Source organism: Adlercreutzia sp. CNCM I-6216, from assembly GCF_977113345.1.
In genome coordinates this window covers 129,440-142,478 of sequence record NZ_CDSBIE010000001.1, presented here as the reverse complement: position 1 = coordinate 142,478, position 13,039 = coordinate 129,440, and the positions used below count along the sequence as shown (strand labels likewise).

The 13,039-nt window shown below is 66.5% G+C and carries 12 protein-coding genes; all 12 read left to right on the top strand.

Translation table 11 applies throughout. From position 1 onward, the window contains the following. Window positions 1–18 precede the first annotated feature (18 nt). Window positions 19–204 (top strand): hypothetical protein, encoded by a 186-nt coding sequence (locus ACYVRU_RS00620; RefSeq protein WP_022739942.1) that lies wholly within the window; start codon window positions 19–21, stop codon window positions 202–204. A 2-nt stretch (window positions 205–206) separates the two neighbouring features. Next, a complete protein-coding gene (gene dusB / locus ACYVRU_RS00615) occupies window positions 207–1,178 on the top strand; it encodes a tRNA dihydrouridine synthase DusB (protein WP_302404521.1) in 972 nt (323 codons plus the stop codon). Between the two features lie 231 nt (window positions 1,179–1,409). Continuing rightward, window positions 1,410–2,582, top strand: coding sequence for a radical SAM family heme chaperone HemW (gene hemW, locus ACYVRU_RS00610; RefSeq protein ID WP_461185589.1), 1,173 nt, complete (start codon window positions 1,410–1,412; stop codon window positions 2,580–2,582). A gap of 333 nt (window positions 2,583–2,915) precedes the next feature. Continuing rightward, window positions 2,916–3,926, top strand: coding sequence for a heat-inducible transcriptional repressor HrcA (gene hrcA / locus ACYVRU_RS00605; protein WP_302233772.1), 1,011 nt, complete (start codon window positions 2,916–2,918; stop codon window positions 3,924–3,926). A gap of 57 nt (window positions 3,927–3,983) precedes the next feature. Further along, a complete protein-coding gene (gene dnaJ, locus ACYVRU_RS00600) occupies window positions 3,984–5,132 on the top strand; it encodes a molecular chaperone DnaJ (protein WP_161127251.1) in 1,149 nt (382 codons plus the stop codon). An 11-nt stretch (window positions 5,133–5,143) separates the two neighbouring features. Further along, complete coding sequence (locus tag ACYVRU_RS00595) at window positions 5,144–5,965, top strand: RsmE family RNA methyltransferase (protein WP_461185588.1); 822 nt, start codon at window positions 5,144–5,146, stop codon at window positions 5,963–5,965. Next, entirely contained in the window at window positions 5,958–7,196 is a 1,239-nt protein-coding gene (locus tag ACYVRU_RS00590) for a MiaB/RimO family radical SAM methylthiotransferase (RefSeq protein ID WP_461185587.1), read from the top strand. The genes ACYVRU_RS00595 and ACYVRU_RS00590 overlap by 8 nt, the downstream gene beginning before the upstream one ends. Window positions 7,197–7,620: 424 nt before the next feature. Then, window positions 7,621–8,580, top strand: a complete 960-nt coding sequence (locus ACYVRU_RS00585; protein ID WP_461185586.1) for a PhoH family protein — start codon at window positions 7,621–7,623, stop codon at window positions 8,578–8,580. Between the two features lie 3 nt (window positions 8,581–8,583). Further along, window positions 8,584–9,072 carry an rRNA maturation RNase YbeY gene (gene ybeY / locus ACYVRU_RS00580; protein ID WP_022739934.1) on the top strand — a complete coding sequence of 163 codons (489 nt, stop codon included), beginning with the start codon at window positions 8,584–8,586 and terminating at the stop codon, window positions 9,070–9,072. 19 nt (window positions 9,073–9,091) lie between these two features. Beyond that, the gene (locus ACYVRU_RS00575) at window positions 9,092–9,517 is read left to right on the top strand and encodes a diacylglycerol kinase family protein (protein ID WP_231699466.1); all 426 of its coding nucleotides are present in this window, start codon (window positions 9,092–9,094) and stop codon (window positions 9,515–9,517) included. Between the two features lie 66 nt (window positions 9,518–9,583). Beyond that, window positions 9,584–10,504, top strand: a complete 921-nt coding sequence (gene era, locus ACYVRU_RS00570) for a GTPase Era (protein WP_173115248.1) — start codon at window positions 9,584–9,586, stop codon at window positions 10,502–10,504. Window positions 10,505–10,762: 258 nt separating this feature from the next. After that, window positions 10,763–13,036, top strand: coding sequence for a PASTA domain-containing protein (locus ACYVRU_RS00565; protein WP_223901019.1), 2,274 nt, complete (start codon window positions 10,763–10,765; stop codon window positions 13,034–13,036). Window positions 13,037–13,039 lie beyond the last annotated feature (3 nt).

Here is a 13,039-nt window from a genome sequence, read left to right as displayed (position 1 = left end):
CAGTCGAAAGAAGCACCGATGAGCAGGGAACCAAAAGAAGACTACGATTGGATCAACGATCCCTTCGACGAGAAGAAGATCGCCGAGGAGCGGGAGCGCATGGGCATGAGCGGCACGTCCAAGACCTTCGTGGGCATCGGCTGCCTTCTGTTCGTGCTGGGCTTCATCGTGCTCATCGGGCTTTTGCTGTTCGGGATTCTTTAGTCGTGGAAGGGCTCTTCGGGAAATACCGGGTGCTGCTCGCGCCCATGGCCGGCGTGTCCGACATCGCCTTCCGCACCTTGTGCCGCGAGGCCGGGGCGGATATGGCCTTTACGGAGATGGTCTCGGCCAAGGGGCTCTCCTTCGCCAACGAGAAGACGCGCCACTTGCTGGCCCTGGCCGACGGCGAGTCCCAGGTGGCCGTGCAGCTGTTCGGCCACGAGCCGGACGTCATGGCCTCCCAGGCCGCCTGGATCGAGCAGGAGATGGGGGAGAGCCTGGCCTACCTGGACATCAACATGGGCTGTCCCGCCCGCAAGATCGTGTCGAAGGGGGACGGCTCGGCGCTCATGAAGGATCCCGCGCTGGCCGCCTCCATCGTGCGGGCCGTGAAGAGGGCCGTGGAGCATCCGGTCACGGTGAAGTTCCGGCGGGGCTGGGCGGAAGGCGACGAGACGGCGCCCGCTTTCGCGTGCCTCATGGAAGAGGCCGGAGCCGACGGGGTCACGGTGCACGGGCGGTTCGCCGAGCAGCTGTACCGGGGAAGTGCCGACTGGGGCGTCATCGCTCGGGTGCGCGAGGCGGTGTCCGTGCCCGTCGTGGGCAACGGCGACATCCGCAGCGGTGCCGATGCCGTGCGCATGGCGGCAGAGACGGGCTGCGACGCGGTGATGATCGCCCGGGGCGCCGAGGGAAACCCGTGGCTGTTCTCCCAGGTGCAGGCCGCACTTGTCGGGGAGGCGGAACCTGCACCGCCTACGGTTGAGGAACGTATCGCCATGGCGCGTCGCCATGCGGAGCTGCTCACCCATCGCGAGGGGCGCAATATCGTGCGCATGCGCAAGCACGCCATGTGGTATATGGCGGGGCTGCCCGGCGCCGCCGCGGCCCGCGGGCGCATCAACTACTGCACGACCCTGGCCGACTTCGATGCCGTGTTCGACGAGCTTCTGGAGATTGCCCGGGAGCATTCGTGATTTGTCCGTCTCGCGCCAATATCGCTCCGATTTCCTGCTGTCCATCTCGCATCAGGGTTGTCCGTCCAACGCTAGGAGGCATCGCAATTCGCTCAGACAGTCCTCGCTGGTATCGAAGGCGCCATGGTCAGTCTTTCCGCGCATCGCTGCGCCTTCGATACCATCTGCGGAACTCGCTCGGTTGCAATGCCTCCTAGCGTCGGACTACTCGGTCGGAAAGAGAGGACCCTCATGGCTTACGATCCCTATAAGGCACTCTACCTGCACATTCCGTTCTGCGTGAGACGGTGCGGGTACTGCGATTTCGCCACTTCGGCGGTAGAGCGGGACTCGCCGATTATCGACGAGTACGTGGAATCGCTCGTGATGGATATCCGCCGGGCCTCGAGGGAGGGGAAGCTCGGAGCCATTGAGACGGTGTATCTGGGCGGGGGGACGCCGAGCTATATCGGCATGAGACGACTTTCGATGCTTCTTTATGCGCTGTCGATGTCGATGCATCTCGAGCCCGAGGTCGAGTGCACGATGGAGGCGAACCCCGAAAGTCTTACGGCGCCCATGGTGCGGGATATCTGGGCGCTCGGGGTGAACCGGCTCTCCCTTGGTGTGCAGTCCTTCGACGACGAGGTGCTGAGCATCCTCGGCCGCGCCCACAACGCCGAGGCGGCGCGGGCGGCGGTGCGCGCGGCCCGGGAGCGCTTCGAGAACGTATCGGTGGACCTGATGTGCGGCATTCCCGGGCAGAGCGCGGAGTCCTTCGCGGAAAGCGTGCGGGAGGCGGTGGCCCTCGGCGCGAACCATGTGTCGGTGTACCCGCTGACCATCGAACCCCATACGCCCTTCGATGCCGCCATTATGCGGGGCGAGATGCTCGAGCCCGACGAGGATGCGGAAGCGGCGGCCATGGAGGAGGCTCAGCGCATCCTGGAGGACGCGGGCTTTCACCGCTACGAGGTGGCAAGCTACGCGAGGCCCGGGTTCGAGAGCCGCCACAACACGGCCTACTGGACGGGCAAGCCCTACCTGGGGCTGGGGCGCTCGGCCGTTACCATGACCCAGAACGCCGAGCGTCGCATGCGGGTGCAGGACGGACAGGTGGTGGATGATCTGGACGCGCGGCAGATGGCCGCCGAGGGCCTCATGCTGGGCATGCGCATGGCCCGCGGCGTCTCCGACGAGCGGGTGGCGCGGGCGGCGGCGGTCATCGACGGCACCGAAACGGGTGGGGGCACGCGGTTGGCCGCAACGGCCTTTGAGACCGAGGGCGGCTCGGTCCTCGCCGCCTTCGATGAACTGGCCGACCTGGGCCTGGTCGAACACGCGGACGGCCGTTGGCGCCCCACCGACGCCGGCTGGCTCTGCGGCAACGAGCTCTACGGCCGCCTCCTCGACCTCGCCCCGTAAGCCAACCCATCGTCCCTGCTTCGCATACCACCTCCGTAGGGGGCGACCTTGGTCGCCCCTTCTCAACGCCGAAAATCTTTCTTTCTCGGGAGGGCGGTGCAAGCACCGCCCCTCGAGAACGGGCGATCCTCTCGAAGAGGGCAGACCGAGGTCTGCCCTTACAGAAGCAGTGCACCAGGGGCACAGCCGCCTTCTGTCGGCGGTTGTGTGTCGCTTGCGTCGAGATGGGCGCTTCCATTAGCACTCTCGCCTTGCGGTTGCTAAAATGGCGTCAACAACGGAAGGTTCCGCGCCCGACGCGCGGGACGAGGCGGGAAGGCGAGAGGAGCGGATATGCTGTCGGAGAGGCGCCAGAGAGTGCTGCGCGCGCTGATCGAGGACTACATCGAGTACGCACTCCCCGTGGGCTCGCGTACCCTGACCGAGCGGCACCGCCTGGGCGTGAGCCCCGCCACGGTGCGCAACGACCTCTCTGCTCTGGAAGACGCCGGCTTCATCCAGCAGCCGCACACCTCTGCCGGGCGCGTGCCCACCGACGCCGGCTACCGCACCTTCGTCGACGAGCTGCTCTCGTCGGGATTGGCCGAGGAGGAGCGCCCGCACCAGGCCATGGTTGACGAGCTGCGCGCCTCGGCCTCGGAGCTGGACGCGCTCATGGAACGCACCTCGGCGGCCCTCGCGCGGCTCACCAACTGCCTGTCCATTGTCATGGCGCCCTCGGTGCTCGCGGGCCGCATTCGTCAGATCACGCTGGTGTCGCTTTCGCCCTGGCAGGCCATCGTCATCGTGGTGGCCGAGGACGGCCAGGTGGTCAACCGCACGGTCACCTTCGCCGACGAGGTCTCCGCCGACGAGCTGGCAAGTGCCCAGAACCTGCTGAACCGGGTGCTCGCCGGGCACTCGGCCCGCGACGTGCGCCGCTCCATGGACGCCGGCACCGTAGAGGCCCTCAGCGACCCGCTCGTGCAGCTCATCATCGACGAGGTCATAGAATGCTTGGGCGAGTCCGAAAGCGCTCGTGCCCACAGCCTCGGTGTCTCGGCGCTTCTGCGCCAGCCGGAGTTCAGCGATTCGAAGGCCCTGCTGCCGGTCATAGAAGTGCTGGAGGACGACCGCGTGCTGCTGAACACCTTCGACGAGGCCGCCGCGGAAGGGGGGCCGGTCATGGTGCGCATCGGGCACGAGAACCCCGCCTCGGAGCTCGCCGGTGTCTCTATCGTGGCCTGCCCCTATGGGCGCGGCGAGTCCGAGGGCGTCGTCGCCGTCATCGGCCCCACCCGCATGAACTACGAGCGCGCCATCCGCGCCGTCCGCGCCGCCCAGTGCGCGCTGCACGGCGAGTAGACGTGCGTTACCCAAGAATACGGAAGAGCGAACGAAGAAAGGCAAGATTCACCTATCATGGCCGCAACTAAGGACCTCTACGAAATCCTCGGCGTCTCCCGCGACGCCTCCGAAGCCGAGATCAAGAAAGCATTTCGCCATAGGGCGCGGGAGCTGCACCCGGACGTGAACAAGGCACCGGATGCCGAAGACCAGTTCAAGGAGCTGAACGAGGCCTACGACGTGCTGTCCGACCCCCAGAAGAAGGCCCAGTACGACCGCTTTGGCACGATTCCCGGCGCGGCGAGTGGTGGCGGCCCTTACGGCGGCGTCGGCATCGATTTCGAGGACTTGTTCGGCGGCGGCTTCGGCGGCATGGGCGACATCTTCTCCACCTTCTTCGGCGGCGCGGCCGCGGGCGGCCGCCAAGTGCGCAAGGACGGCCGCGACATGGGCGTGGGCATCCGCATCACGCTGAAGGAGGCGGCCACCGGCGAGAAGAAGGAGATCGTTTACGACCGCCTGGCGCCGTGTCCCGATTGCGACGGCACGGGCCTGGGCGAGGACGGCAAGGAAGTGACCTGCGAGGAATGTCACGGTACCGGGCGCGTCGTCACCGTGCAGCACACCTTCTTGGGCGACATGCAATCGGCGAGCACCTGCCCCGCCTGCCACGGCACCGGCACGGTCATCGATAACCCGTGTCCCGAGTGCGAGGGCCAGGGCCGCGTGCCCGACCGCCAGCGCGTCTCGGTGGAGATCCCCAAGGGCATTCGCGACGGCCAGCAGCTGCGCATCCACGGCTTCGGCGAAGCGGGCATGCAGGGTGCGCCGGCCGGCGACCTCATCGTCACCGTGCGCATCGCCCCCGACGAGTTCTTCGAGCGCGACGGCGACAACCTGCACTGCAAGCTCGTGGTTCCCATGGTGCAGGCGGCGCTCGGCGCCGATATCGAAATCGACGGCATCTACGAGGACGAGAAGGTCACGGTTGCCATCCCCGAGGGCTGCCAGAACGACCAGATCGTGCGCGTGAAGGGCTTCGGCATGCCGCGCCTGAAAAGCGACGCTCGCGGCGATTTGTTCGCGCACATCGCCGTGGAGGTGCCGAAGAAGCTCTCCAAGCGCGAGCGCGAGCTTTTGGAGGAGCTGGCCGAGGAGATGGGCGAGGACGTGAACGAGGAGAAGCGCTCGCCCTTGCAGAAGCTCCGCGACATTTTCGAGTAGGGCTACTGATCATGTCGTTGCCGCGCTTCTTCCTGGAAAACCAAGTGCTCGCTGCCGAAACGGAGGCAGTGTTCCCGCTGCGCCTTGAGTCCGACGACGCGAAGCACGCGCGGGTGCTCCGGCTGGCGGCGGGTGAGCACATCGCGGTGATCGACGCCGACCAGGATTACTTCGAATGCGAGATCGTCGATTTTGCTGACGAGCTGCCGCTCGTGTCCATTGCGCGTCATGAAGACGCGAGCGAGGCCGGCCCGCAGGTGATTCTGCTGCAGGGCCTGGCCAAGGGCGACAAGATGGAGACCGTCATCCGCCATGCCACCGAGGTAGGCGTGGCGGCCTTCGTCCCCCTTGCCTGCGCCCGCTCCATCGTGAAGCTGGACGGCAAGAAGGCGGCTGCGAAGACGGAGCGGTGGCGGGCCATCGCCAAAAACGCAGCCATGCAATCGGGGCAGGTTCGGGTGCCGGAGGTCGTCGAGCCCGTCTCCGTGCGCGAGGCGGCCGCGATGCTCGGCCAGGCGACGGCCGTGCTCGTGTGCTGGGAAGAGGCGCCCGAGACAGCGAGTCTGAGCGAAGCCGTGCACGATGCGCTCCTCGCGACGTGCACGCCGGCCGCTGACGCCCGCATCGCCGTGGTCGTGGGCCCTGAGGGGGGCCTCGCCGAGGAGGAGGTGCGCTGCTTTCTCGGCTGCAACGCCCGCGCGCGCCTCGTGACCCTGGGCCCGTCCATCCTGCGCACCGAGACCGCCGGCATCGTGGCCCCGGCGCTGGTGCTCTACGAGCTGGGCGGCATGGGGAATCGGCCCTCTCCCACTTACGAGGGCAACCGTGGGTAGGGCCCTCTTCGGCTACACGGTCGTGAACTTGGGCTGCAAGGTGAACCGCGTGGAGGCCGACGGTTTCGAGCGGCTGCTCGCGGAACGCGGGGGAGTGCCCGTTGGAGAGGCGGCGGCCGACCTCATCGTCGTGAACACCTGCACGGTCACCGGCGAGGCCGAGAAGAAGACCCGCAAGGCCGTGCGCCATGCCCTGTCGACCAACGACGGCGCACGCGTCGTCGTCACGGGATGCGCGAGCGAACTCTCGTCGGAAACCTTCACCGCTATGGATGATCGCGTCGTTGTCGTACCCAAGGCAGGCGCGGATCTCTATCTCAGCGAGTTGGAAATGAGCGGCACAGCTCCTTGCGAAATGTCTGAATCTTTCTCGGCATCGCCCGCCGATGGCCGCACGCGCATCGGCATCAAAGTGCAGGACGGCTGCGACAATGCCTGCACCTACTGCATCGTGCACGTGGCCCGCGGCCGCGCGACGAGCCGACCGGCCGGCGAGGTGGTGGCCGAGGCGGTGGCCCTCGCTGAATCCGGCGTCCGCGAGGTCGTGCTCACCGGCATCAACCTGGGCTCTTACGACGACGGCGGGACGGATCTGACCGACCTATGTCGCCGCCTTCTAACGGCCACCGCCGATCTGCACGGCGCGGGCGAGCCTCCCTGCCGCTTCCGCATCGGCTCCATCGAGCCTATGGACGTGACCGGCGAGTTCGTCTCTCTCCTCGCCGAGGCCGAGGGCCGCATCTGCCGCCATCTTCATCTGCCCTTGCAGTCCGGCTCGTCCCGGGTGCTGCGCGAGATGGCGCGCCCCTACGACGCCCACGAGTTCCGCCAGCTGGCCGACTTCCTGCGGGCGAGCGTCCCCTCCATCGCGCTGACCACCGACATCATCGTGGGCTTCCCCGGCGAGACCGATGAGGACTTCGAGGACACCTGCGCGCTCGCTCGCCACGTCGGCTTCTCGAAGATCCACGTGTTTCCCTACTCCAAGCGAGAGGGAACGCCCGCGGCCGCCCGTGCAGACCAAGTGCCGCCCGAGGCGAAGGCCGCCCGCGCCGCCCGCCTGCGCGCGCTTTCCGACGAGCTCGCCGCCGCCGACCGTGCCTCTCGCGTCGGCACCATCGAGCTGGCCCTCGTGGAAACCCCCGAGACGGCCACCGCCGAGAGCTACCACGAAGTGCCTGCTCCCGCAGGTGCCAAGATCGGCTCTCTCGTCCCGGCGAAAGTAGGATAGCCGCGCAGCAGGGACGACTCTTCTTCCCGAAACGCGCTCCAGATTAAGGCTCGCGCCGCACGAGTGACCTTTTCGGTCGACGAACACCTCTCCTTCTGCATGAGATCTCGAGTTGTAAGCGTCTCAGGGACGCACTGGACTCGGCTATTCAATAGCCTATTTGGAAAACACCTGGTCACAGCAGTGCTGGCAACAGCGACGCTTTCCACCCTGAACAACTGCGCACGCGTAGACGCTTACAACTCGATATCTCGTGCAATTTCGGGGCAGTTCGTCGACCGAAGCTTGGCCGGAAGTTGACTGAGGCTTAGTTTTGGTTGAAGCGCGCTAACGGTCGAGTGCCGATGGGGTTTAGCTGCGACATCGATGGGAGTTTTGGAGCAGGCGCACAACAGATCGCACAAGATAGGTTACAATAACCGGCATGACTGATTTGATGCAGACAACGCTCACGGCGCCCGGCGGGGTGGACATGGCCCTCGTCGTCGGCGCCTCCGACGAGATTCTCCACGTGCTGGAGGAGTCCTTCGACGCTCGGCTCACCGTGCGGGGCGATCGCATCGTCATCGAGGGGAGCGCCGTGGAGGTGCAGCAGCTCACCGCGCTGTTCGCCGACCTGTTCAAAACGGTGGAGGAAGGGCAGGCCCCCGACACCGACTCGGTGCGCCGTTCCGTCGAGCTGCTCCGCCAGGCGGAGTTCGCCCCCACCGCCCTGCGCGACGATGTGCTGCTCACCTACCGGGGCCGGGCCATTCGACCGAAGACCGCCGGCCAGAAGCACTACGTCGACGCCATCCGCGACAACACGGTCACTTTCGCCATAGGGCCGGCCGGCACGGGCAAGACCTACCTGGCCATGGCCATGGCGGTGGCGGCCTTGAAGCGCAAGGAAGTCGGCCGCATCGTGCTGTCGCGGCCCATCGTGGAGGCCGGCGAGAACCTCGGCTTTCTGCCGGGCACCCTCTTCGAGAAGGTGGATCCCTACATCCGACCGCTCTACGATGCGCTGTACTCCATGTTCGATCAGGAGCGAGCGAATGCCCTCATCGAGAACGGCACCATCGAGATCGCCCCTCTCGCCTTCATGCGCGGGCGCACCTTAAATGACGCCTTCATTATCTTGGACGAAGCCCAGAACACCACGCCCGAGCAGATGAAGATGGCACTGACGCGCTTGGGGTTCGGTTCGAAAATCGTCGTCACCGGCGACATCTCTCAAATCGATCTGCCCCGCGGGGAGAGCGGCCTTGTGCAAGTGCGCTCCGTCCTCGAGGGCATCGACGACATCGCGTTCTGCGATCTTTCCGGCAAAGACGTCGTGCGCCACTCTCTGGTGGCGACCATCGTGGCCGCCTACGAGCGCGCGGCGGGAAAGGCAAGATAGCCCATGGAAATCCTCATCACCTACGGACATCGCGAGGAAGACCTCGCCTCCCTTCCCATTCGCGACCTGGCCCTGTTCGTGCTCGAGCGCGAGGGGAAGCCCATCAACACGGAGGTCTCCATCAGCTTTGTGGACGATACGGCCATGGCCGAGCTGAACGAGCGCTTCCGCGGCATGGAAGGACCCACCGACGTGCTCTCCTTCGAATGCGACAACATCGACGACGACATCACCGCCGCCGACGGGCCGAGCTGCCCGGTCTACGAACTGGGCGACATCATCATCGCGCCCGACGTCGCGGCGCGTCAGAGCACCGAGTTCGGCAACTCCTTCGAGCAGGAAGTGTCGCTGCTCATCGTTCACGGGCTTCTGCACCTGTGCGGCTACGATCACATCGTGGACGAGGAGGCCGAGGTCATGGAGGCCCGCGAGCGCGAGCTGCTCACGGCCTGGACCGAGCGCGACCTGCCCGCTGTCTCCGAGAACCGCTGAGCGCTTGAGGGGCAGCCCGTTGGCTGGCGACGATAAGATGAGGCCGCTCGTGCGCAGAGCGGGGGAGAGCCGCCGGTGCGGGGAGGGGCGCTTCCCGCTCGTGTGCGCCTTTCGCTGCGCGGCCGCCGGCGTCGCCTACGCCTTTCGCTCTCAACGCAACCTGAAGATCCAGGTGATCCTGGGGCTTGCCGCCGTCGCGGCCGGATTCGCCCTGGGCATCAGCCGCGTCGATTGGCTCGCCATCGTGCTCTGCATCATCGTCGTGTCCGTGGCGGAGGTGGTGAACACCGCCATCGAGTCGGCGGTCGATCTCGCCTCGCCCGAGTGGCACGAGCTGGCCCGCGCGGCCAAGGACGCGGCGGCCGGCGCCGTGCTTTTGGCCTCAGCGGGCTCGGTAATTGTCGGGCTCATCGTCTTCGCACCCTACGCGCTCGACCTTCTCTAACGCACGACGCCCCACCTCTTCGAAAGGAACTTCATGGATCTCGACGCCTACTTCGCTGAAAACCCCATGGGGGGCTCATTTCCCACCAATCCCGACTTCAAGAGCGGGTTCGTGACGCTGGTCGGGCGCCCCAACGCCGGGAAGTCGACGCTTCTGAACACCATCATGGGCAAGAAGATCGCCATCACCTCGAACACGGCCCAGACGACGCGCCACCGCTTCCGTGCCGTGCACACCACCGATGACATGCAGATGATCATTGTGGACACTCCCGGTCTGCACAAGCCCCAGGACGCCCTCGGCGAGGAGCTGAACACGAGCGCGATCAAGGCTTTGGAGGACGTGGACGTCGTGGCCATGCTCATCGACGCATCGAAGCCCATCGGACGGGGCGACGAGTGGGTGGCCGCCCAGGTGCGCGCCGCGAAGGGCTCGGCGAAGATCTGCGTGCTTTCCAAGTCCGACCTGGCGAGCGATGCCGAGATCAGCGCCCAGCGCGAGGCGGCCGAGAAGCTCTGCGACTGGGACGCTATGGTGGCGCTGTCGGCCGAGACGGGCCGCAACGTGGACGCCTTCGTGGAGGAGGTGCAGTTCCTGCTGCCGGAGGGCCCGGCGTGGTTCCCGGCCGACATGGAGACCGATCAGCCGCTGGAGGTCATGGTGGCGGAATTCATCCGCGAGAAGATCCTGCGCAACTTCTTCGACGAGGTGCCCCATGCCATCGGGGTCGCCGTGGAGGAGATGGAGTTCGAGAAGCCGAACCTCTACCGCATCTACGCGGTCATCTATGTGGAGCGCGACAGCCAGAAGGGCATCATCATCGGCAAGCGCGGGGCAGCCATCAAGCGCATCGGCACCGAGGCCCGCAAGGACTTGGAGCTGCTGCTGGGGGCGAAGGTGTTTTTGGATCTGTCGGTGAAGGTGCGCAAGAACTGGCGCCGCGACGCCAACCAGATCCGTCGCTTCGGCTACGGGGAGGGAGCGTAGTCGTTCCGTTCGCCCTGACGGGACGAACGGACTGGCCGATGCTGCGGAGCCGACGGGCACCTGCCCTTCGCATTCAGCGCTTTCCCTCACGGCCCGAAGGCCGCTCGGCCGCGCTTCAAGCGAATTGCAGGTGCCCGTCGGCTCCTCGCTGACTTCCTTAGGCGAACCAGTAATTCAATTGTTGTTGAGTAAGAAAGTTTTTGAAGAAATAATCGGGTACAATTCTTTTCATCTGTGCAATCAATGAGGAGAACGTCGATGAAATGCCCTCACTGCTCATTCGATAATCGTGACGACGCCGCGTTCTGCGAGAACTGCGGCGAAGTGTTCGTGGCCGCCTCGGCGAAAGTGTCGGTGCCTCCCGTGGTGGAGGTGCCCCCGGTCGTGCGCGTGCCCGACGTCGCCCCGGCGCCTTCCAAACCGGCGCCGCGGGCCTCGGTGGCCGATCTGGTCGATCCAGTGCCCGACGGCCCCGATGTCCCCGACCTGTCCGGCTTCGAGCGGCTGGTCGACTCAAGTTACGTTCCGCCGGCGGCCACTCAGGCCGGTGACACGGCCGAGATCCCGCGCATCAACGAGGAGTACGTGCCACGCGCCCGCAGCTACGCCATGGGACCGACGGAGAAGGAGCTGCGGCGCCGCGACCGCCAACAGAAGAAGCTCGCGAAGAAGTTTTCGAAGATGCAGGAGAAGGAGGAGGCCCGCAAGGCCAAGGAGCTCCTGCGGGCCGAGAAGGAGCGCCTGCGCGCCGAAACGGCTGCGGAGAAGGAGCGTTTGCGCGCCGCCGAGGCCGAGGCCCGCGAGCAGCGGCGGATAGCCGAGGAGGAGGCCCGCGAGGCCCGGCGCGCTGCCGAGGCTGCCGAGCGGGAAGAACGCGAGCGGCTTGAGCAAGAGCGGGTGGCTGCCGCGACAGCAGCTGCGGCCGTGGCAGCCGAGACTGCCGAGATGGAAGAAACGCCTGAATTCACGACGCCCGGCGAGGATGCCCCTGTTGCTGAGAACGAGGCCTCCAAGGCTGGCGATGCGTCCGGTGTCGCCTTCGGTGCGATTCCTGGCGCCGTCGCCGGCTTCGCAGCTGCAGACGCAACCGCCAAGGACGACGATCTCGACGAGGTGCTGTCCAGCGGGGACGAGGTAGTGAGCCTGTTCGAGCGGTCGGGCAAGCGTCCGGCGCGCATGGGCTCCCATGCGGCGCGGCCCTCCGTGAATCGTCAGGGCCGCGGTCGCTCCCGTAAGACCCAGGATGAGGCGGGGGCGACTCCGGAGACCCCGGTGGTGCAAGAGGCACCGCAAGCGTCGCCCAATGAGTCGGCCGACGCTTGCGCCGCCGAGGAAACGGCTCTCATGGAGGCCGCCTCCGCCATTGTCGTCGCCGACCAGGCGGCAGTCACGACTGCCGAGGCCGAGGAAGCGCTCGCGCCCCGGGCCACCGGCGAGCTGGCCTTCCCCTCGACCATCGAGGAGGAAACCCCTGAGCTGGAATCTTCCATAGATTTCTCGGCGCCCGAAGAGGCCGCGCCGGTTCGCGATGGCGCCGATGCGGAGGCTCCCTTCCCGGGGCCCTCCGCACGGCCCCCGCGCGCCAAAGGCCCGATCATCGCCGCCGCATGCATCGCCCTGGCCGTGGTGCTGGCGGCCGTAGCGGGTGGCACCTATATGGCCGAGCTGTGGGGCGGCAAGACCATCCCCGAGGTAGTGGGCCTTTCACAGCCGGAGGCGACCGATGCTCTGTCGGCCAAGGGCTTCGCCGCCCAGGCCGTCGAGGTGAAATCCGACGAGCCCCAGGGCACCGTCCTCTCAAGCGATCCCGAGCAGGGGCATCGCGCGGAAGAGGGCAGCACCGTGACGCTCTCCGTGGCCGTACCGCGCATCGTGCCGACCATCGTGGGCGCCACGAGCGAAGAGGCCGCCCAGGCTCTGGAGGCCGAAGGGTTCACGGCGGTCACCTACACCGAGGAGAAGTCGAACGAGGCCGCGGGCACCGTGCTGGCCGTGAGCCCGGAAGCGGGCACGGAGGCGAAATCCGGCGACGCCATCACCGTCACCGTGGCCGTTCCCTACACCGTACCCGATGTGGAGGGCATGTCCGAAGCCGACGCCAAGGCCGCGCTTCAAGCCGAGGGCTACGAGGTGACGAGCGAGTGGTACACCACCGAGGACATCGAGGAGGGCACTGCCGTCTCCACCGACCCGGCCGCCGGCAGCGAGCTGAACTCCGGCTCCGAGGTCACGCTGTATGTCGCCCACTCCCGCGGCACCGAGCTGGTGGACCTTACCCGCGAGATCCTGCCCGGGGCCAACCTCACCAACGACGAGGGCAGCTTCAAGGTGGAGAATATCAAGAGCTGCACCTACCGCGGCGACGGCGAGGTGCTCTACACCGTGGAGGCGCGCCAGTACGAGGTGGTCACGATGCCCTTCGGCCTGGGCCAGGAGACGGTGTTCGCCAAGAAGCTCACCACCATCGAGGGCGGCATCGTGTGGAACGACGACAACGAGGTCTCCTACGCCAGCCCCTCCATCCGCTACTAGGCG

Excerpts from the sequence above, each read along its gene's own strand:
- ACYVRU_RS00620 (WP_022739942.1), top strand. The coding sequence starts at position 19 with ATGAGCAGGGAACCAAAAGAAGACTACGATTGGATCAACGATCCCTTC.
- hemW (WP_461185589.1), top strand. The coding sequence starts at position 1,410 with ATGGCTTACGATCCCTATAAGGCACTCTACCTGCACATTCCGTTCTGC.
- hrcA (WP_302233772.1), top strand. The coding sequence starts at position 2,916 with ATGCTGTCGGAGAGGCGCCAGAGAGTGCTGCGCGCGCTGATCGAGGAC.
- dnaJ (WP_161127251.1), top strand. The coding sequence starts at position 3,984 with ATGGCCGCAACTAAGGACCTCTACGAAATCCTCGGCGTCTCCCGCGAC.
- ACYVRU_RS00595 (WP_461185588.1), top strand. The coding sequence starts at position 5,144 with ATGTCGTTGCCGCGCTTCTTCCTGGAAAACCAAGTGCTCGCTGCCGAA.
- ACYVRU_RS00585 (WP_461185586.1), top strand. The coding sequence starts at position 7,621 with ATGACTGATTTGATGCAGACAACGCTCACGGCGCCCGGCGGGGTGGAC.
- ybeY (WP_022739934.1), top strand. The coding sequence starts at position 8,584 with ATGGAAATCCTCATCACCTACGGACATCGCGAGGAAGACCTCGCCTCC.
- era (WP_173115248.1), top strand. The coding sequence starts at position 9,584 with ATGGGGGGCTCATTTCCCACCAATCCCGACTTCAAGAGCGGGTTCGTG.
- ACYVRU_RS00565 (WP_223901019.1), top strand. The coding sequence starts at position 10,763 with ATGAAATGCCCTCACTGCTCATTCGATAATCGTGACGACGCCGCGTTC.